17 protein-coding genes and 1 pseudogene are annotated in these 18,057 nt (G+C 66.1%); 7 read left to right on the forward strand and 11 right to left on the reverse strand.

The window, feature by feature from the left end:
• Window positions 1–3: 3 nt before the first annotated feature.
• Window positions 4–989 (reverse strand): annotated as a pseudogene (locus ACQR03_RS04165) (helix-turn-helix domain-containing protein).
• Between the two features lie 104 nt (window positions 990–1,093).
• Here ACQR03_RS04165 and ACQR03_RS04170 point away from each other — a divergent pair.
• Together ACQR03_RS04170 and ACQR03_RS04175 are read left to right on the forward strand one after the other, a co-directional pair.
• Window positions 1,094–1,819 carry an alpha/beta fold hydrolase gene (locus ACQR03_RS04170; protein ID WP_434840977.1) on the forward strand — a complete coding sequence of 242 codons (726 nt, stop codon included), beginning with the start codon at window positions 1,094–1,096 and terminating at the stop codon, window positions 1,817–1,819.
• A 157-nt stretch (window positions 1,820–1,976) separates the two neighbouring features.
• Window positions 1,977–2,480 (forward strand): hypothetical protein, encoded by a 504-nt coding sequence (locus tag ACQR03_RS04175; RefSeq protein WP_315755755.1) that lies wholly within the window; start codon window positions 1,977–1,979, stop codon window positions 2,478–2,480.
• Between the two features lie 28 nt (window positions 2,481–2,508).
• Here ACQR03_RS04175 and xth read toward each other — a convergent pair whose 3' ends face one another.
• Together xth and ACQR03_RS04185 are read right to left on the reverse strand one after the other, a co-directional pair.
• Window positions 2,509–3,279 (reverse strand): exodeoxyribonuclease III, encoded by a 771-nt coding sequence (xth, locus tag ACQR03_RS04180; protein WP_434841202.1) that lies wholly within the window; start codon window positions 3,277–3,279, stop codon window positions 2,509–2,511.
• A 157-nt stretch (window positions 3,280–3,436) separates the two neighbouring features.
• Window positions 3,437–4,264, reverse strand: coding sequence for a helix-turn-helix transcriptional regulator (locus ACQR03_RS04185; protein ID WP_316173827.1), 828 nt, complete (start codon window positions 4,262–4,264; stop codon window positions 3,437–3,439).
• 91 nt (window positions 4,265–4,355) lie between these two features.
• On the opposite strand from ACQR03_RS04185, the gene ACQR03_RS04190 reads away from it, so the two are divergent.
• Window positions 4,356–5,246 carry an SDR family oxidoreductase gene (locus tag ACQR03_RS04190; protein ID WP_315826783.1) on the forward strand — a complete coding sequence of 297 codons (891 nt, stop codon included), beginning with the start codon at window positions 4,356–4,358 and terminating at the stop codon, window positions 5,244–5,246.
• A 373-nt stretch (window positions 5,247–5,619) separates the two neighbouring features.
• Here the strand turns inward: ACQR03_RS04190 and ACQR03_RS04195 are convergent, their stop codons facing one another.
• From ACQR03_RS04195 to ACQR03_RS04210, 4 genes are all read right to left on the reverse strand, one after another.
• Window positions 5,620–6,147 carry a hypothetical protein gene (locus ACQR03_RS04195; protein WP_315712435.1) on the reverse strand — a complete coding sequence of 176 codons (528 nt, stop codon included), beginning with the start codon at window positions 6,145–6,147 and terminating at the stop codon, window positions 5,620–5,622.
• A 727-nt stretch (window positions 6,148–6,874) separates the two neighbouring features.
• Window positions 6,875–8,059, reverse strand: coding sequence for an alanine racemase (alr, locus tag ACQR03_RS04200; protein WP_316164700.1), 1,185 nt, complete (start codon window positions 8,057–8,059; stop codon window positions 6,875–6,877).
• 45 nt (window positions 8,060–8,104) lie between these two features.
• Window positions 8,105–9,613: a replicative DNA helicase gene (locus ACQR03_RS04205; protein ID WP_315712432.1), complete on the reverse strand. Its 1,509-nt coding sequence runs from the start codon at window positions 9,611–9,613 to the stop codon at window positions 8,105–8,107.
• 641 nt (window positions 9,614–10,254) lie between these two features.
• A complete protein-coding gene (locus ACQR03_RS04210) occupies window positions 10,255–11,505 on the reverse strand; it encodes a class I SAM-dependent methyltransferase (protein WP_434840978.1) in 1,251 nt (416 codons plus the stop codon).
• 422 nt (window positions 11,506–11,927) lie between these two features.
• Between ACQR03_RS04210 and ACQR03_RS04215 the strand changes: the two genes are divergently transcribed.
• Window positions 11,928–12,704 carry a hypothetical protein gene (locus tag ACQR03_RS04215; RefSeq protein ID WP_316170409.1) on the forward strand — a complete coding sequence of 259 codons (777 nt, stop codon included), beginning with the start codon at window positions 11,928–11,930 and terminating at the stop codon, window positions 12,702–12,704.
• A gap of 60 nt (window positions 12,705–12,764) precedes the next feature.
• Here the strand turns inward: ACQR03_RS04215 and rplI are convergent, their stop codons facing one another.
• From rplI to rpsF, 4 genes are all read right to left on the reverse strand, one after another.
• Entirely contained in the window at window positions 12,765–13,358 is a 594-nt protein-coding gene (rplI, locus tag ACQR03_RS04220; protein WP_315826786.1) for a 50S ribosomal protein L9, read from the reverse strand.
• Between the two features lie 49 nt (window positions 13,359–13,407).
• A complete protein-coding gene (locus tag ACQR03_RS04225) occupies window positions 13,408–14,358 on the reverse strand; it encodes a hypothetical protein (protein WP_315826787.1) in 951 nt (316 codons plus the stop codon).
• A gap of 132 nt (window positions 14,359–14,490) precedes the next feature.
• Complete coding sequence (rpsR, locus tag ACQR03_RS04230) at window positions 14,491–14,730, reverse strand: 30S ribosomal protein S18 (protein ID WP_008963441.1); 240 nt, start codon at window positions 14,728–14,730, stop codon at window positions 14,491–14,493.
• A gap of 5 nt (window positions 14,731–14,735) precedes the next feature.
• On the reverse strand, window positions 14,736–15,197 hold the full coding sequence (gene rpsF, locus ACQR03_RS04235; protein ID WP_315826788.1) for a 30S ribosomal protein S6: 462 nt from the start codon (window positions 15,195–15,197) through the stop codon (window positions 14,736–14,738).
• Between the two features lie 372 nt (window positions 15,198–15,569).
• On the opposite strand from rpsF, the gene fabD reads away from it, so the two are divergent.
• The 3 genes from fabD to ACQR03_RS04250 all read left to right on the forward strand — a co-directional run bounded on the left by fabD (window position 15,570) and on the right by ACQR03_RS04250 (window position 17,978).
• Window positions 15,570–16,529: an ACP S-malonyltransferase gene (gene fabD, locus ACQR03_RS04240; protein ID WP_315712421.1), complete on the forward strand. Its 960-nt coding sequence runs from the start codon at window positions 15,570–15,572 to the stop codon at window positions 16,527–16,529.
• A 34-nt stretch (window positions 16,530–16,563) separates the two neighbouring features.
• A complete protein-coding gene (fabG, locus tag ACQR03_RS04245; RefSeq protein ID WP_172109347.1) occupies window positions 16,564–17,301 on the forward strand; it encodes a 3-oxoacyl-[acyl-carrier-protein] reductase in 738 nt (245 codons plus the stop codon).
• A gap of 437 nt (window positions 17,302–17,738) precedes the next feature.
• Complete coding sequence (locus ACQR03_RS04250) at window positions 17,739–17,978, forward strand: acyl carrier protein (RefSeq protein WP_006610957.1); 240 nt, start codon at window positions 17,739–17,741, stop codon at window positions 17,976–17,978.
• Window positions 17,979–18,057: the final 79 nt, after the last annotated feature.

Below are 18,057 nucleotides of genomic sequence, written 5' to 3' on the forward strand. Positions count from 1 at the left end.
CTGTCAGCCCGGGTGACGCGCGGTCTCCGCGCGCCAGTCGCGCGGGCGCATGCCGAAGCGCTGCTTGAAGCGGCGCGTGAAGTGCGACAGATCCGAAAAGCCCCAGTCGAAGGCGATGCGGCCGATGTCCCGGCCGCATCGGGCGGGATCGCGCAGATCGCGCGCTGCGCCATCGAGCCGGCGCTCCATCACCAGGTCGGAGAAGCTGGTGCCTGCGCGGCCAGCAGCTTGTGCACATAGCGCTCGCTGATCCCGACGACAGATGCGATGGTCGCCACCGTCAGGCCGGGCTCGCGCACCCGCTCGTGAATGGCGCGGCGTAGCGCCAAGGTCGTCGCATCGGCAAATGAGGTGGTCGCATGCGGCTCGCGGCGGCCGCGGCGCGCCAGGCTCAGCGCCACCAGATCGAGCAGCACGCCGAACAGCGCCGACGCATCGTCGGGCGCGAGCCGCAGCGCATTGGCGTTGAGGGAGCGGGCCGTCTCCACGATCAGTGCGCCGACGCATGGATCGTCGGACAGCCGCGTCGGCGCGATGTCCGGCTCGGCCGGCAGGCGGCTGCACAGCGCATCGGCGGGGACGCGGAACGAGATCACGCCGAGCGACGGCCCGCGATCGTGCTGCAGCACGAAGGTGCGATCGCTGTCGAAGATGCCGACCTGACCGGCGGACAGGCTGACATCGCATTCGTCCTGCAGGATGGTGCAGCGGCCGGCGAGCTTGAGGTTGAGATAGAAGCAGCGCTGGGTGGAAGCGGCGATGTCCGTGCGCGAGCGGCGTACGATGTGCTCGGGAAAGCTGACGCGGTTGATGGCGCCGCTCCCGAGGCTGATGCTTTGCACCTCCGCAGCGAATCCGATGCCGCGCGCCGGCTCCGGCGTCAAGTTCATGAAGGCCTGGCAGATCGCCTCGCGGTAATACGAGAACTGCTCCTCCGGCCGCACCGTCGCCGTATTCCAGCTCCGCTGCCGTTCCGGCTCGGCGCCCATCGGTTCACTCCGAGACCAATCGGGTTCAGTTGCAGCCAAGCGCCGCGGGCGCGGTCCGGCCCATAGTCCTTGCACCGCCTTCCATCGTGCAAAGGAACGTGATCATGTCAACCTACGTCCTGGTCCATGGCGCCTGGCATACCGGCGCCGAGCTCGAGCCGGTCGCCGCGCATGTTCGCTCCGCCGGCCACACCGTCCATCTGCCGACCATCCGCGGCAACCGCCCCGGCGACGCAAAGACCACTGGACTCGACGAGGCGATCGCCTCGATCTGCGACTACTTCACCGAGCACGACATCACCGACGCCGTGCTGATGGGGCATTCGTATGGCGGCATGGTCATCACCGGCGTCGCCGACCGCATCGCTCAGCGCATCCGCCGCCTGGTCTACTGGAATGCGTTCGTGCCCAACGACGGCGAGTGCCTCAACGACATGGTGCCACCGCACTATGTTGCGCTGTTCGACGCGGTCGCTGCGGAGCGCGGCGACGGTTCGGTGGTGCTGCCGTTCCCGGTCTGGCGCGAGGCCTTCATCAACGACGCCGATCTCGCCACCGCGACGCGCACCTATGAGATGCTCAATCCGCATCCCAACAAGACCTTCACCGACAAGATCAAGCTGCGCGCCAATCCCGCCGAGATGGCAATCGCGAAATCCTACATCAACTGCACCGAGGACACGGCGCTGCCGCACAGCCTGCCATGGCATCCGCGGCTGTCCGGCAAGCTCGGCCTGTTCCGGCTGGTCCAGGTGCCCGGCAGCCATGAGCTGTGCTTCTCCGATCCCGGCCGGCTCGCGCAGGCGATCATGGATGCGGGACGCGATTGACGGCGCGTGTCGTCACGCTCCCGGTGTGGCGCCGGTCGGTCATCATTTCAGGTTGTGATCGGCGTCACATTCGCCGGGAGCGCGATCGGCCAGACTGATCTCCGATGAATGCAGCCCGGCGGGGCATCCGTCCTCGCCGCACATCGGAGAACGCGTCATGGCCCAGCTCCATCTGACGTCCCCTCGCGGACTTGCATCCAAGGTGTCCGCCGCGAATGCGCCCGCGCGGCCGGCCGCGACCAAGGCCGGCTGGCTCGCGATGGCCGCCGGCGCGATCACGACCGTGTTCGCCGCGATCGGCGCGGTGAACAGCGTCCTTCCCGCGGCGTCGAACGTCGGCGCGGCCGTGCTCGAAGCGCTGAACGTGCCGGCCTGCCTGTCCTATGCCGATCGCTATGACGGCACGCAGAGCAGCTTCCGCAAGGAAGGCCAGCTCTGGCGCGAATATCCGCGCGGCTCGGAGACGTATAGTTACGAGTTCAAGGAGATCCGCCGCACGCGCCAGGAGATCATGCTGTGGAACGTGACGCCGCGTCCGAACGTGCCGGATGCCGCGAGCCTCGTCGTGCATCTGCCGGTGTGCGGCGGCATGGCGGTGCTGACCGAGGGCCTGCCCGAGCGCGCGACCAATCTGCAGCAGACCTGGCCCGACCGCGGCTGAGGCTCCGACGCGGACAGGCGAGTTCGGATTATTTCAGCACGATCCAGGCTGGCGCGTGGTCGCTGGCGCCGTCCTCGCCGCGGATGGCGCGGTCGACGCCGGCCTTGGCAAGGCGCGGCGCGAGTTGCGGGCTCAGCAGCAGGTGGTCGAGCCGCAGGCCGGCATCGCGCGGCCAGCGGTTGCGCTTGTAGTCCCAGAACGTGAACATCGGCGCGTCCGGATGCAGCATCCGGATCGCGTCGCACCAGCCTTGATCGACCAGCGCCTTGAAGGCGGCGCGGCTCTTCGGCTGGATCAGCGCGTCCTTGTCCCAGGATCGCGTCGGATAGATGTCGAGCGTAGCAGGCGCCACATTGTAGTCGCCGGCGAGCACGGCCGGCAGGTCGTCCTTGATGAAATCAGCCGCGTGCTTCTGCAGGCGTTTGAACCAGGCGAGCTTATAGTCGAATTTCGGCCCCGGCTGCGGATTGCCGTTCGGCAAATAGAGGCAGCCGACGACGAGGCCGCGCACCGCGGCCTCGATGTAGCGCGCCTCCTGGTCTCCGGGATTGCCGGGCAGGGCGGTGCGGGTCAGCACCGGCTCGGCCTTGCGCGCAAGGATCGCGACGCCGTTCCAGGTCTTCTGTCCCTGCCACACCGCGCCATAGCCGGCCTTGGCGATCGCATCGACGGGGAAATCGGCCTGGGTGCATTTCAGCTCCTGCAGGCAGACGATGTCGGGCCTGGCCGCGCGCAGCCAGCGCAGCAGATTGGGGAGCCGCCGCCGGACATTGTTGATGTTGAAGGTCGCGATCTTCATGATGCCCGTCGCCGTGGGGATGGTCCGGATGACCAAGCTCGCAATCGGCTTTTTGTTCACGCGGCAGCGTCGATGCAGCCAAGGCTGCCTACGAAAGCCCGGCCTGTCAGGCGACCCGCGCGCTTCTCGGCGGCGCGAGTCGAGAGGGCACTCGCACCTACTTCGGTCGCGACGTCACCAGCGCACGGATCTTGTCGGCATCCTCCGGCGTCGCGGGATTGTAGATCACCATGGTGAGGTCGGGCCGGCCATCGACGGCGAAGCCCGAAAATTCCATCGAGAGCGATCCGGCGACGGGATGCTGCAGGGTCTTCACGCCGTCACCGTGCCGCCCTTGCACATCGTTGTCGCGCCACATCGCCGCGAATTCCGGGCTCGTCGCGCAGAGCTCGTCGACCAGCGATTGGACATTGCGGGCCGCGCCGGCGCGGGCCACGTCGGCGCGGAAGGACGCGACCACATAGCGCGCCACGGCCTGCCAGTTGGGCTGTGCTGCGCGGACACGGCTGTCGTGGAACATCATGCGCAGAACATTGCGCTGGCCCTCCGGCAGGGTGCTGTAGTCGGTGAGGACAGCCGCAGCCGCCCTGTTCCAGGCGAGGATGTCCCATGTCGCCGTGCGAACGAAGGCGGGACTGTATTCCAGCGTGTCGAGCACGCGTTGGAGACGGGGTGAGATGCCGTCGATCGCGTGATAGCGGGCTTCGGGTAGCCGGCCGAGACCGAGCAGGAACAGATGCTCGCGCTCGGCGTCGGTCAGCATCATGGCGCGAGCGATGCGGTCCAGCACGTCGGCGGAGGGCGCGCCGCCGCGCCCTTGCTCGAGCCAGGTGTACCAGGTGGCGCTCACATTGGCGCGTTGCGCCACCTCTTCGCGCCGAAGCCCCGGCGTTCGCCGCCGCTGCAGCGGCAGGCCGAAGGCGGTCGGATCGAGCTTGGCGCGGCGATCCCTGAGATAGGTCCCGAGAGGGTTGGCGTCCGTCATCCTGTTAGCGATTATACCCGTATAAAGTCACGACTTTACCCTTATGAGCAGCCTAGCAATATCCCGGCGGTCTGAACAGGGAGTGTGTCTCATGCGCGTATTCGTCACCGGCGCCGCCGGATTCATCGGCTCCGAAACCACCAGGGAGCTGATCGCCGCCGGGCATCAGGTCATCGGCCTCGCGCGCTCCGCCGAGAACGTCCGCACGCTCGAGCAACTGGGCGCGCAGGTTCATCGCGGCTCGCTGCAGGACCTCGACAGCCTGAAGCGCGGCGCGAGGGATGCCGACGGCGTGATCCATCTCGCCTTCATCCACGACTTCGCGAAATTCGCGGAGAACGGCGCCATCGACAAGGCCGCCATCGACGCCATGGGCGAGGTGCTGGTGGGCACGAACAAGCCGTTCATCGTCACCTCCGGAACGGGGCTCGTTGCGGCCAATGTGGTGGTCACCGAAGACATGCGGCGCGAGTCGTCAGCGCATGTCCCGCGCGTGTCCGAGCAGACGGGTCTCGCCTATGCGTCGCGCGGCGTGCGCGCAATGGTGATCCGCCTGCCGCAGGTTCACGGCGCCCCCGGAAGGGCCGGGCTGATCTCCTATCTGGTGGAGCTCGCGCGACAGAAGGGCCGCGCCGCCTATGTCGGCGAAGGCACCGAGCGCTGGGCCGCGGCGCATCGATCGGATGTCGCCCGCCTCTACCGGCTCGCCCTGGAGAAGGGCATTGCAGACGCGATCTACCACGCCGTCGGCGAGGAGGGCGTCCCCATGCGCGAGGTCATCGAGGTGATCGGCCGCGCGCTGAACGTGCCGGTCGTGTCGATCAGCAAGGAGGAGGCGGGCGACTACTACGGTCCACTGGCGATGTTCGCAGGGCTGGACATGCCGGCCTCCAGCGTCCTGACACAGCAGCGCCTGGGCTGGAGACCGGACGGGATCGGTTTGATCGCCGACATTGGCCAGCCGGACTACTTCAAGGCGTGAGCGCCGGCCACGACCGACCCGCAGCGCCCATCTTGATCGAATGATGGCGCTCTTGCGCGACCAGCCCCGCAGCCCGGATGAGCGCGGCGACATCCGGGTTTTCCGATACGGCACGTGAGACCCCCGGATATCGCTGCGCTCATCCGGGCTACAGCAGCGGGCGCTGTCGCAGCCGTGTGCCGATATCCATCAGCCCGTCATTGCGAGCGCAGCGAAGCAATCCAGGGTGGCATGTGGGATTCTGGATTGCGTCGCTTCGCCGCTGCGCTCGTAATGACGATGTGGCGCGCGCTCGGGCGCCTGAGGCGGAGGCGCTTCCTCTCACCAAAGTATGGCCCCTAGCTACATGTGCTCATTGTGCAGATTCTCGTTGTCATCCAGCCGACTTTTTAATGATTAAGATCATAGCCTCGCCCCTGGTCCGCCGAGCGGAGACCATGCGTGGAGGTTGGGTGTGAATGACGATGTGCCTTGGTACGTAAGTCTGATCATAGCCTGGTTGCCACTGATCATGTTCGTCTTGGCCGTTGCATGGAGCACCCGTCGGATTCAGACGTCTCTGACGGCCGGCGATGGTCGCTCGCTGGCGCAGATCGTCGGTGATCTGGCGGATGAGATGAAGCGGGCGAATGACAGAAGATTGTAGCCGGTCGCGCGACTCATCTGAACGAGCCGGGCGGTCTCGTAGATATTTGCAGGGAAGAAGCTGGGTATGACTAATGATATTCCATGGTATGTAAGCCTGATTGTCTCCTGGCTTCCCTTCATCATATTCGTTGCCGCAATTCTCTGGAGTTCGCGGCAGCTGCGGAAGTCGCTCACTGCGAGTGATGGCCGCTCCCTGGCGCAGGTTGTCGACGATCTGGCGCGAGAGATGAAGCGCGCCAACGACATCCGTCATGACCAGGCACCCTAGCCAGCGTAGCTTGGCCCTAACGGGCGCGCCGAAACGCGGAATTCATCAACGATCTCAACGCGACTCACCCTGTCCAGTCCTTCCGCGAAAAATATTGTACTTCCGTTTATCAGAAAAACATGCTTCACTCCCTCCGTCCCGCCTCGGCACGAGGGGCGTATCGCGATCGTCATGACACGCGGGGTGGGATGTGGTGGGCGCTTGGGGTCGCAGCATGGCTTGAGGCCGTGCGGACGAACGGCACGAGGCGCACGTCGAAGACGTATGGTCCTGGCATCTCGACGCTGATGCTACGCTGGCGGTGATGATCCGCCGGTCACGGGGGCAAGACAGCCGATCCCCGGGGAGAGTACGCATAAGGCGTAAAGCCATCGCGCGGGGAATGCCGGTTGACCGGCTGAACCTGTGGTGACTGCCGCCTGCTTTTTTTCTGCAGGCGGGCCATGGGTGAGGCCTTCACCCGGCATTCCCTGCGCCCTCGTCTTTCGAAGAGGGTGAAAAAGAGATGCAAGCCTCGGGCGTTGTATGCCGCGAGACCGATGGCTCATGTCAGTTCACCATCATTGCGAGCGCAGCGACTTGTCCGCCGTAGCTCGAAGAGCGAAGGCGGAAGCAATTCAGGGTGGTGTGCGGGACTCTGGATTGCTGCGCTCGCAATGACGATGTGGCAGCAGCTGTGTGCACGTCAGACAGAGAGCGTTGCTCCGCGCGATCAGCTTTCCGCGGCCGCCGCACCGCCCTTGTAGATGCGGTGATAGCGCCGGCCGAGATTGGTCAGGACTTCGTAGCCGATGGTGCCGAAATGATGCGCGAGTTCGTCGACGGTGATGCCTTCGCCGAGCAGGGTGGCGAAGTGGCCGCGGCGGGCGGCCTTCGGCGGCAGGTCGGTGACGTCGACGGCGATCAGGTCCATCGAGATGCGCCCTGCGATCGGGCAGCGCTGGCCGGCGATGATGACGTCGGCGCCGCGGGTGCCGTCGTTGGAAGAGGCGGCGCGGAAGTAGCCGTCGGCATAGCCGGCGGAGAGGATCGCGATCTTTGTCGGGCGGCGCGCCGTCCAGGTGCCGCCATAGCCGACCGTGTCGCCGCGCGCGAGATCGCGCAGCTGCACGATGCGCGCCTTGATCTCGGCGACCGGCTGCATGGGATTGTCGGCCTCCGGCGTCGGATTGACGCCGTAAAGCGCGGCACCGGGCCGGACCATGTCGAACTGGAAAGCGGCGCCGAGGAAGATGCCGGAGGAGGCGGCAAGCGCGGCGGGCACGCCGGCGAACACGCTGACGACCTCGCGGAACGTCGCGAGCTGGCGTGCATTCGACGGGCTGTTGATCTGCTCGGCGGAGGCCAGATGGCTCATCACCAGCGTGATGCCATGGTCGCCGGTCTGGATGCGCGGGATCATGCCCTGCGCGTCGATCGGGCTGAGGCCGAGCCGGTTCATGCCGGTGTCGACATGGATGGCCGCGCCGCCCTTCCAGCCGGTGCGACGGCAGAACATGTCCCATTCGGCGAGCTCGTTGAGGTCGCCGATGACAGGACGGCAGTTGATCGTCGCGTAGTCGTCGCCGGTGTTCTGGAAGAAGCCGTCGAGCACGTAGAGCGCGGCGCTGTCCGGCAAAGCGGCGCGGGCGACTTTTGCCTCCGCGAGCGTCGCGACGAAGAAGGTCTTGCAGCCGGCCGCGGCGAGCGTGCGCGCCACCTGGGGAATGCCGCAGCCATAGGCGTCGGCCTTGATCACCCCGGCGCATTCGGCCGGCACTGCGGTCTTTTCCAGCTTGCGCCAATTGGCGGCGAGCGCGTCGAGATCGATGGTCAGCACGCCGGTGGCGCTGGCCGGGACAGCCTCGTCGACCGCCGAGACAGGTTGCTCGGCGGGTTTCTGTTCGGGAACACTCATGTGGCGCTTTTACGCGCCGCGGCGTCACGGTTCAACCGCGTCAGGTCAATAGTCGTGGTGCTGCGGCGGCAGGCCGTCATGGGCGAGGTCGCCGAAGCGGGTGACCGAGGCGTCGAAGTGCAGCTCGACCGTGCCGGTCGGACCGTGGCGCTGCTTGCCGATGATCACTTCGGCCTTGCCGAGTGCCAGATCCATTTCCATCTGCCACTTCTGGTGCTCCTCGGTGCCGGGACGCGGCTCCTTGGCGGCCAGATAGTACTCGCCGCGATACACGAACAGCACCACGTCGGCGTCCTGCTCGATCGAGCCGGATTCACGCAGGTCCGACAGTTGCGGCCGCTTGTCCTCGCGGTTTTCGACCTGGCGCGACAGCTGCGACAGCGCGATGATGGGAACGCTGAGCTCCTTGGCCAGCGCCTTCAGGCTGGTGGTGATCTCGGTGATTTCCTGGACGCGGTTGTCGTTGCCGCGCTTGCCCGAGCCCGACAGCAGCTGGATGTAGTCGATCACCAGCAGGTCGAGGCCCTTCTGGCGCTTCAGCCGGCGGGCGCGCGCCATCACCTGCGCGATCGAGATGCCGCCGGTTTCGTCGACATAGAACGGCAGCGACTGCAGCTCGATCGAGCATTCGCGCAGCTTCTCGAAATCGGCCTCCGTGATGCCGCCACGGCGGATGTGGCTGGAGGGAATGCCAGAGCGCTCGGCGATGATACGGGTGGCGAGCTGCTCGCCGCTCATTTCGCAGGAGAAGAACCCGACCACGCCGCCCTGCGCGGCGCGATAGGTGCCATCGGGCTGCAATTCGGGAACATAGGCCTGGGCGACGTTGTAGGCGATGTTGGTGGCGAGCGAGGTCTTGCCCATGCCGGGACGGCCGGCGAGGATGATCAAGTCCGAATGCTGCAGGCCGCCCATCTTGGCGTCGAGATCGCGCAGGCCGGTGGAGATACCGGACAGCTTGCCGTCGCGCTGGAAGGCCTTGGCGGCCATGTCGAGCGCGGTCGTCAGCGCCTGGGAGAATTTCTGGAACCCGCCGTCATAGCGGCCGGACTCCGCGAGCTCGTACAGCCGGCGCTCGGCGTCCTCGATCTGGTTGCGCGGCGCGAAGTCGACCGGTGCGTCATAGGCGACGTTGACCATGTCCTCGCCGATGCCGATCAGGTCGCGGCGCAACGACAGGTCGTAGATGGTGCGGCCATAGTCCTGGGCGTTGATGATCGTGGTCGCTTCGGCCGCGAGCCGTGCCAGATACTGCCCGACGGTCATGCCGCCGATGTCGACGTCGGCCGGCAGGAACGTCTTCAAGGTCACGGGCGTCGCGACCTTGCCCATCCGGATCAGGCTGGACGCGGTCTCGAACACGGTCTGGTGCAGCGGCTCGAAGAAATGCTTCGGCTCGAGGAAGTCCGACACGCGATAGAACGCGTCGTTGTTGACCAGGATCGCGCCGAGCAGACCCTGTTCCGCCTCGATGTTGTGAGGAGCGCTGCGATAGGCCGGCGTTGCTGCGTCAGCCGACGCCAGCTTGTGAACGTTCGAATCAGTGAGTGCCATGACCGCGTGTTTAGCAGCTTTGAAGGGGAGGGGATAAAGCGCCAGTCGCGCGCGAAGCGGAAGCGAAAGCTGAGCGCAATTCACCGTCTGGTAAATCTGGTGGATGAATCCGGACTCGCCAGATGCCGCGCTTGACGGAACCGACAGGACTCAACGCCGCGCGAGCGCGAGCGACACGCCGGTGCAATCAACCGGCGCGATCGTTCGACACGTCGGCGAGGCGGGAACGAGAGCCGGTACGGCAGGGCGTGCCAGGGCCGCGCGTGGATCCGCGCCCGGCGTCAGACCAGCAGCAGATACAGGAGGGCGATCAGGGATGCTCCCACGCCCGCGGCGATCAGCGCGTAGTCGGTGCTGAAGTCGGTCTGGGGTTCCAACATGGCTCTGGCGGGGCTCGGGGACATGCCAGGACACTACGGCCGGGCTTCCCCGGGGTCTGTGAGCCAGTTCACAGACCGCACGATTTGTTTGAAAATTTGAGTCGGATGGGCATAATCTCGCGTTTGGGATGTAAGCCGTCCACCGAGCATCTCAGAATTGAAGTCGAGACCGGCGCGGCACAGCCGAGGGAATGCGGCCGTCCGTCTCTGCAGGACCATTGCACTGGCGCCGCCCTCCGCTGTCGTCGCGGGCCGCGCGCGCTACTCACCCGCCATCTGCAGCGCCGGGCGGCTGCCGCGCTCGCGCGCCCGCAGCCGCGTCTCCTCACGGTGGACGTAGTCGCGCGTCATCGGCACGACGCCCTGGCGCTTCGTCAGCTGGATCTGGACATTCATCAGGTTCTGCTTGCGGAACCCCATTTCCGCGGCCGCCAGGTAGAACTCCCACATCCGCGCGAAGCGCTCGTCATAGAGCTGCACGGCCTCGTCGCGCCGGGCCATGAAGCGTTCGCGCCACGCCTTCAGGGTCTCCGCGTAGTGCAGACGCAGGATCTCGATGTCGCAGACGAGGAGCCCGGCGCGCTCGATCGCCGGCAGAACCTCCGAGAGGGCTGGGACGTAGCCGCCGGGGAAGATGTATTTGGCGATCCAGGGATTGGTCGCATCAGGGCCCTCGGAGCGTCCGATCGAATGCAGCAGCATGACGCCGTCGTCCGCGAGGAGCTCGGCGCAGCGGCGAAAGAAGGTGTCGTAGAAGGCGACCCCGACATGCTCGAACATGCCGACCGAGACGATGCGATCGAACGTGCCGGGTACGTCGCGATAATCCTGCAGCAGAAAGCGGGCGGAGGCGGAGAGGTGCCGTTCGGCCGCGCGGGCCTCGGCGACCTGCAACTGCTCGGCCGACAAGGTCACGCCGGTGACGTCGGCATCACACATCTCAGCCAGGTAAAGTCCAAGCCCGCCCCAGCCGCAGCCGATGTCGAGGACGCGATGGCGGCGGCCGATCAGCAGCTTGGCCGCGAGATGACGTTTCTTGGCGAGCTGGGCATCGTCCAGCGTCGCGTCCGGCGTCTCGAAATAGGCGCAGGAATATTGCCGGTCGGCATCGAGGAACAGCGAATACAGCCGCCCATCGAGATCGTAATGATGGGCGACGTTGCGGCGCGCGCGTGCCCGGATATTGAGCTGGCGCAGGTGCCGGATCAGATAGCGCAGCCACCATTGCGGCCTGGCCCAGTCGGGCACCACGGCCGGCTGGCTCATCACGATCGACAGCAGGTCCGCGATCGTTCCTCGTTCGACCACGAACGAGCCGTCCATATAGACCTCGCCGAGCGCGAGCTCGGGGTTGGCCAGAATCCGGCGCTCGGCTTCACGAGTCAGAAATCGTGCCGCCACGGGGACGCCGGTTCCATCCCCGCAGCTGAACGACGTGCCGCTGGCGGTCGTAAAGCTGATCGAGCCACGGCGAATGAAGCTACTCAACAGACTTCGCAGCAAACGGTCCATCCACACCACCCAACGAGCTATTCCCGTGAGTTGCTGACTTTCCCGGCCGTCGCACTCGACGCGTTGAGAACCGATTGGTTCCCTATCATCACGTTGTTATGTTACCCGGCGGGCACAAGCCGACGCCACTGCCATGAACACAACGCCGATATTCCGAACCGTCATTGATCGATGGACATCTCGGCGCAGGAACATCTGTGCGCTTTCATTCGCTCCGCAATCCGTTAAAAAGGCCGCGGCCGCCGGCCTTTTGGCCGGTGTCCGGCATCTGACCGCCGGACGAGGTCTGAAGGGATCGCCGTCGAAGGCGTGGAGCGACCGCAATGTCCGCTGTCACGTTCGGCTGATAGCGAGAGGAAACACGGCAGCGGATGTCGCGCGGGGCGGCGCCGTGTGGGCGAAACCATAGCTGGAGAATGAGAATGGTGGGCCGAGCGCTCAATTTGGCGACGGTGGTGGCGGTGTTCTGCATGGGCTTCGCGGGGGCCGCCGTTGCGCAGGAAAATCTCGATGCGGGCAAGAGTCCTGCGCAGATCTACAACGGGACCTGCGTGGTCTGCCACAAGTCGCCGCGCGGCCTGGCCAAGAACACCTCGGCCAGCTCGCTGCCCGGGTTTCTGCGCCAGCATTACACGACGAGCCCCGAGATGGCCGGCGTGCTCGCCAACTACCTGATTGCGAACGGCGCTGCGGATGCGCGATCAACGGGCCACTCCGGCAAGGAGACGCGGTCCGAGCGCCGCGCCCGGTCAGCCGCCACCGAGCCGCCCGAGGCGAAACCGGCCGCCGCGGATGCTGCTGCGAGCCCAGGCGAGCCGCGCCGCCGTTCGGGTCATCACTCCAAGCGCTCCGCGCCGGCCGAGGCGAGGCCCGACGCGGCAGCAGATCCAGCCGCTGCGCCGGCCGACGGCGAGGGCAGCGCGCCCGCGAAGAAGGGCCGGCTCGGCAAGCGCAAGAAGCCGGCCCAGGAGGGCTCGGCTGCGGAAGAGACGCGCGGCGAGCCGACCGGTGCGACCCGCCCGTCGGCGTCGCGCGAGGACAGCGCTGCCGGCTCCGAGCCGCCGCGGGTCGAGCCGGCAAGATCGAGCGAGGCCGCGCCGGCGCTGCGCGCCGACCCGGTCCCGCCGGTGACGCCGGCGCCGGCCACGACCCAGTCGGTGCCGTCGGATCCCTCGGTTCCGTCCTCGCCCTCGCGGTGAGACGACAATGAAAAAGCCCGGCTCGGGGAGCCGGGCTTTTCCGCAAATGGGCTGGCGCGCTTACTGCTGCGCAGGCTCGCCGGCAGCGCCCTCGTCCTGGGCTTCCGGATCGAAGAACTCGCCGGCGGCCGCGATCGCTTCGGCGGCGGCGTCGCGGTCCTCCTGGCGGGTCGAGATGTCCTCGCCGCGCTTGATGCGCTCGGCCTCGTCGGCGCTGCGGGCGACCGTCACGGTCACCGAGGTCTCGACCTCCGGGTGGATTGCGATGGTGATCGTCTGCTTGCCGATCGTCTTGATCGGGGCGTCGAGCCAGACCTGCGGCCGGCTCACGGTGATGCCGTCGGCGGCGAGGGCGGCGACGATGTCGCGCACCGAGACCGAGCCGAACAGCTGGCCGGATTCGGAGGCCTGGCGGATGATGACGATGTCGCGGCCGTCGATCTTCTCGGCGACCTTGGCCGCCTCGCCCTTGGCCTTGATGTTGTTGGCTTCGAGCTCGGCCTTCATGCCCTCATACTTGGCCTTGTTCTCGGCGGTGGCCCGCAGCGCCTTCTTGCGCTTCAGCAGGAAGTTGCGGGCGAACCCGTCCTTGACCTTCACGATCTCGCCCATCTGGCCGAGCTTGGCGACACGTTCCAGCAGAATGACTTCCATCGATGTTCTCCTTGTGATGTTCGGAAGCGGTTGGTGTGAGGTTGAACTTTTACGGCACCGGCAAAGGCGGCGGCTGCCGCGGGCCGTAACGGTGACGGAGGTCGAAGGCGGCGTCGGCGAGGCCGAGGACGATCATCGCCAGCATGGGGATCGGCCAGATGAAGGTCAGCATCAGCGCGTAGGCGAGACCGAGCCAAAGCGGCCGGGTGCGCAGCGGCAAGGTCAGCGTATGCAGGACCGCGAAGCCGGTGAGCGCATAGGCGGTCAGCAGCGCTGCGGCGGCGATTCGCGCCAGCATGCCGATCAGCCCGCCCGGGAAGCAGAACGCGATGATCGCAAACAGCGCCGGCAGCGTCATCAGCGGCAGCTTGGTGTCGCGCAGGCGCGGCCATGGGCGCATCAGCCGGCCGGAGATCGCCGTGATCTTTGCGGCCGCCAGGACGTTGAGCGACAGGATCGTGGTCATGATCACCGCGGCCATCGGCGGCGCCATGAACACCAGGATCTCGACCAGCCGGGGAATGTCGACCGCGTCGGTCGACGTGACGGTATTGCTGAGCACGCGCGACAGCAGCCGCCTGAGACCCTGATTGGTGGCCGTCATGTCGGTGCCGAAGGAGAACGCGGCAATCAGCGCTGCGATCACCGCGATCCACAGCAGGATGTTGCCGGGCGGATACCATTCGATGCCATCCTGGCCGGACGGGCTGGTCGTCGGACGGCCGAGCAGGATGAGGTGGCCGAGCCACCAGGCCGGCAGCGTCACGGAGACGGCAAAGGCGAGAGCGCGATCGAAGCCGAAGATGGCCAGCACGCAAGCGGTTGCTACGAGACCGCCGATGACGGCGCAAAGCCGGCCCCAGGCGATTGCAGCGACGAGCAGCGGCACGGGCGCGAGCAGCGCAAGCACGAGCGCCGTCATCACGCCCGATCCGGTCGAGGCGAACATGACCGCGGAGGCAGCGCCTGCCGCGAGCGCGATGAGAAGCGTTCCGATCATCAGCTGTCCCGCTCCCTTCGAGCGGTTAGAGGCGCCTTCGCCCCAACCATCGGCGACCGGACGACCCGGAAGCCTTATGAGAATTCAACGGAAGGAGCCGGCGGCGCGGGGCCGCCGGTCCGAGGTCCGCAATCAGCGGATGACGTAAGGCAGCAGGCCGAGGAAGCGGGCGCGCTTGATGGCGCGCGCGAGTTCGCGCTGCTTCTTGGCGGACACGGCCGTGATGCGGCTCGGCACGATCTTGCCGCGCTCAGAGACGTAACGCATCAGCAGCTTGGAGTCCTTGTAGTCGATCTTCGGCGCGTTCGGCCCGGAGAACGGGCAGGTCTTGCGGCGGCGGAAGAACGGGCGACGTGCGGGGGCTTCAGCCATTGATCTTACTCCTCGTCCGCAGTTTCTTCGTCACGGGCCCGGCGCGGGCCGCGATCGCCACGGTCACCGCGATCGCCACGGAAGCCGCCGCCATCGCGCTCACCACGGAAGCCACCGCCGCGGTCGTCGCGCTCACGGTCGCGATCGGCCTTGCGCATCATCGCCGACGGGCCTTCCTCGAGCTCGTCGACGCGGACGCTGAGGTAGCGGATCACGTCTTCGCTGATCCGCTCCTGGCGCTCGATCTCGGCGATCGCCGCGGACGGAGCGTCGATGTTGAGCAGCACGAAGTGGGCCTTGCGGTTCTTGTTCATGCGGTAGGTGAGGGAGCGAACGCCCCAATTCTCAGACTTCGTGACCTTACCGCCGAGACCTTCGACGATACCGGTCATCTGAGCCGTCAGTTCTTCCACCTGCTGGGTGCTCGCGTCCTGACGCGCGAGGAATACATGCTCGTAAAGCGGCATGGCTGTCCTTTCCAAGTTGGCGCAAATCCCGGCGTCAAGCCCTTCGAGACCTTGTGGAAAGGACTCGCAGACGTCAGCTCAGAAGGCGGGAACACGGGACGACGGGCCGACTGGCCCTGCCACATCAAAGTCACCAGGACAGCTTGGAGAGGTTAAATCCCCAAGGTTGAGCAAGGTGAGTTTGCTGGGACCGTCCGTTCAGCTCCCGGCTCGGGATCCACGGATGGCGCGCCTTATACCGATTTTCGGGGCCAAGGCAAGGGAAAGTGGTCGAATTGCGCCCGTCACGTGCTTGACATCACAGGGCCGGCCAGTGTCTTTCCGGCCAAAGTTACTCAATTCCAGGGATTTTGGAACGTTCAGGGGGCGGCCATGACGGCAGCATTCACTTTTCCGGGGCAGGGGTCCCAAGCCGTCGGCATGGGCAAGGCGCTCGCCGACTCCTTCCCGGTGGCTCGTTCGGTGTTCGAGGAGGTCGATGCCGCCCTCGGTGAGAAGCTGACGACCATCATTTGGGAAGGTCCGGCCGAGACCCTGCAGCTGACCGAAAATGCCCAACCCGCTCTGATGGCGGTCTCGATGGCAACCTTGCGGGTGCTGGAAACCGAGGCCGGATTCTCGGTCGGACGCGACGCCGCCTTTGTCGCAGGTCACTCATTGGGCGAATACTCGGCGCTGGCCGCCGCCGGCAGCCTGACGATTGCGGATACTGCCCGCCTGCTGCGCACCCGTGGGCTTGCCATGCAGAAGGCCGTTCCGGTGGGCGTCGGCGCCATGGCCGCGCTGCTCGGGATGGATTATGAGGCGGCTGTTGCGGTCGCCGAAGAGGCGGCCCAGGGCGAGGTCTGCCAGGCCGCCAACGACAATGGCGGCGGCCAGGTGGTGGTGTCCGGCAACAAGGCCGCCGTCGATCGCGCCGTCGAGATCGCCCGCGCCAAGGGCGCGAAGCGCGCCATGCTGCTGCCGGTCTCCGCGCCGTTCCACTGCAAGCTGATGCAGCCGGCGGCGGACGTCATGGCGGAGGCGCTGTCCAAGGTCACGATCAAGGCTCCGGCCTCGCCCCTGGTCTCGAACGTACTCGCGGCGCCGATCAGCGATCCCAACGAGATTCGCCGTCGCCTGGTCGAGCAGGTCACGGGTACGGTGCGCTGGCGCGAATCGATCGCATATATGGCGGGCCAGGGCGTGACACGGTTCTTCGAGATCGGCGCCGGCAAGGTGCTCAGCGGCCTGGTCAAGCGGATCGCGGATGGTGCGGTCGGCGTCGCCGTCGGCGGCCCGTCGGATATCGTGGCCGCGAAGGATGCGCTGGCCGCGGCGAAAACGTCGTAAGTGGCCGCTTGGAAGCGGCATTGAGGAGAGTTGGATGTTCGATCTGAGTGGCAGGACCGCGCTGGTGACCGGCGCGACCGGCGGCATCGGCAACGCGATCGCGAAGGCCTTGCATGCCCAGGGGGCGACCGTTGCCGTTTCCGGCACCCGGCGCGAGGTGCTCGAGACCCTCGCCGGCGAGCTGGGCAGCCGTGTGCATGTGCTGCCTTGCAACCTGTCCGACGCGGCCGAGGTCGAGGCGCTGGTGCCGGCCGCCGAGCAGGCGATGGGGCAGGTCGACATTCTCGTCGCCAACGCCGGCATCACCCGCGACAACCTGTTCGTGCAGCTCCGCGACGAGGATTGGGACGAGGTGATCAAGGTCAACCTGACCGCGACATTCCGTCTCTCGCGTGCCGCCACCAAGCTGATGATGCGCAAGCGCTTCGGCCGCATCATCGCGATCACCTCGATCGTCGGCGTCACCGGCAATCCGGGGCAGGGCAATTACACGGCGTCCAAGGCCGGCATCATCGGCATGATCAAGACGCTCGGCGCCGAATATGCCAAACGCGGCGTGACCGCCAACTGCATCGCACCCGGCTTCATCAAGACACCGATGACCGACGCTCTGAACGAGAAGCAGCGCGAGTCGATCCTCGCCAAGGTGCCGGCGGCGCGGTTGGGCACGCCGGAGGACATTGCTGCAGCTGCGGTGTACCTCGCCTCCAACGAGGCGGCGTATGTCACGGGGCAGACCATCCACGTCAATGGCGGCATGGCCATGATCTAGGCTCTGCCGTGGCTCGGAATGCGGCGAAAAGACGTCGCGACCACTATACCGGGCCGTGTGGTCAATGATTCGCGTGTATGGTAACCGGGCGGCTGATGGGGGCACGAAGAACGCCATTGCAGGATTTCCAAACCCTGTATATTGGCGGGGCGAGCTGCCATCGTTCGCCGGGCCTCCGTCGGCTGGTGCTGCTGATCCGGGTTCCTGTTTGAGCGCTCTGGATCGGAGCCGTACCGGCCTCATGGAGAGTGTGGATTGGAGTTTGTGAGTGGCCCCGTTTCCGAAGTTTTCGGACCGCAAGTCGTCCGCCAAATTTCGGTAAAGGGGCGCTGCGGGGCAAATCTGGTTTTGCGCGATCGCGAAGGAAGTTTAGCGGCCGGGGTGATGCGGATCATCCGGGGGTCGGGTCTTAAAGGAACAAGCACGAGGTTTGAACGATGAGTGAGATTGGCGAGCGGGTTAAGAAGATCGTGGTCGAACACCTTGGTGTCGAGCCCGAGAAAGTGGTCGACAACGCGAGCTTCATTGACGACCTCGGTGCTGACAGCCTCGATACGGTCGAGCTCGTCATGGCCTTCGAGGAAGAGTTCGGTTGCGAGATTCCGGACGATGCCGCGGAGACGATCCTGACCGTCGGCGACGCCACCAAGTTCCTCGAGAAGAACGCCAAGAGCTGACGCTCCGGCGAGAGTTGCGCGAAACCGGCCGATCCGTCTTGTGCGGTCGACCGGTTTCTTGCTGTTGGCGGCGTCGTGA

The organism is Bradyrhizobium sp. HKCCYLS3070, from assembly GCF_051167575.1.
Lineage (GTDB): Bacteria > Pseudomonadota > Alphaproteobacteria > Rhizobiales > Xanthobacteraceae > Bradyrhizobium.

Coding starts and splice junctions, on each gene's coding strand:
- ACQR03_RS04170 (WP_434840977.1), top strand. CDS start 1,094: ATGTCAACCTACGTCCTGGTCCATGGCGCCTGGCATACCGGCGCCGAG.
- ACQR03_RS04175 (WP_315755755.1), top strand. CDS start 1,977: ATGGCCCAGCTCCATCTGACGTCCCCTCGCGGACTTGCATCCAAGGTG.
- xth (WP_434841202.1), bottom strand. CDS start 3,279: ATGAAGATCGCGACCTTCAACATCAACAATGTCCGGCGGCGGCTCCCC.
- ACQR03_RS04185 (WP_316173827.1), bottom strand. CDS start 4,264: ATGACGGACGCCAACCCTCTCGGGACCTATCTCAGGGATCGCCGCGCC.
- ACQR03_RS04190 (WP_315826783.1), top strand. CDS start 4,356: ATGCGCGTATTCGTCACCGGCGCCGCCGGATTCATCGGCTCCGAAACC.
- ACQR03_RS04195 (WP_315712435.1), bottom strand. CDS start 6,147: ATGACGGATGTCGTTGGCGCGCTTCATCTCTCGCGCCAGATCGTCGAC.
- alr (WP_316164700.1), bottom strand. CDS start 8,059: ATGAGTGTTCCCGAACAGAAACCCGCCGAGCAACCTGTCTCGGCGGTC.
- ACQR03_RS04205 (WP_315712432.1), bottom strand. CDS start 9,613: ATGGCACTCACTGATTCGAACGTTCACAAGCTGGCGTCGGCTGACGCA.
- ACQR03_RS04210 (WP_434840978.1), bottom strand. CDS start 11,505: ATGGACCGTTTGCTGCGAAGTCTGTTGAGTAGCTTCATTCGCCGTGGC.
- ACQR03_RS04215 (WP_316170409.1), top strand. CDS start 11,928: ATGGTGGGCCGAGCGCTCAATTTGGCGACGGTGGTGGCGGTGTTCTGC.
- rplI (WP_315826786.1), bottom strand. CDS start 13,358: ATGGAAGTCATTCTGCTGGAACGTGTCGCCAAGCTCGGCCAGATGGGC.
- ACQR03_RS04225 (WP_315826787.1), bottom strand. CDS start 14,358: ATGATCGGAACGCTTCTCATCGCGCTCGCGGCAGGCGCTGCCTCCGCG.
- rpsR (WP_008963441.1), bottom strand. CDS start 14,730: ATGGCTGAAGCCCCCGCACGTCGCCCGTTCTTCCGCCGCCGCAAGACC.
- rpsF (WP_315826788.1), bottom strand. CDS start 15,197: ATGCCGCTTTACGAGCATGTATTCCTCGCGCGTCAGGACGCGAGCACC.
- fabD (WP_315712421.1), top strand. CDS start 15,570: ATGACGGCAGCATTCACTTTTCCGGGGCAGGGGTCCCAAGCCGTCGGC.
- fabG (WP_172109347.1), top strand. CDS start 16,564: ATGTTCGATCTGAGTGGCAGGACCGCGCTGGTGACCGGCGCGACCGGC.
- ACQR03_RS04250 (WP_006610957.1), top strand. CDS start 17,739: ATGAGTGAGATTGGCGAGCGGGTTAAGAAGATCGTGGTCGAACACCTT.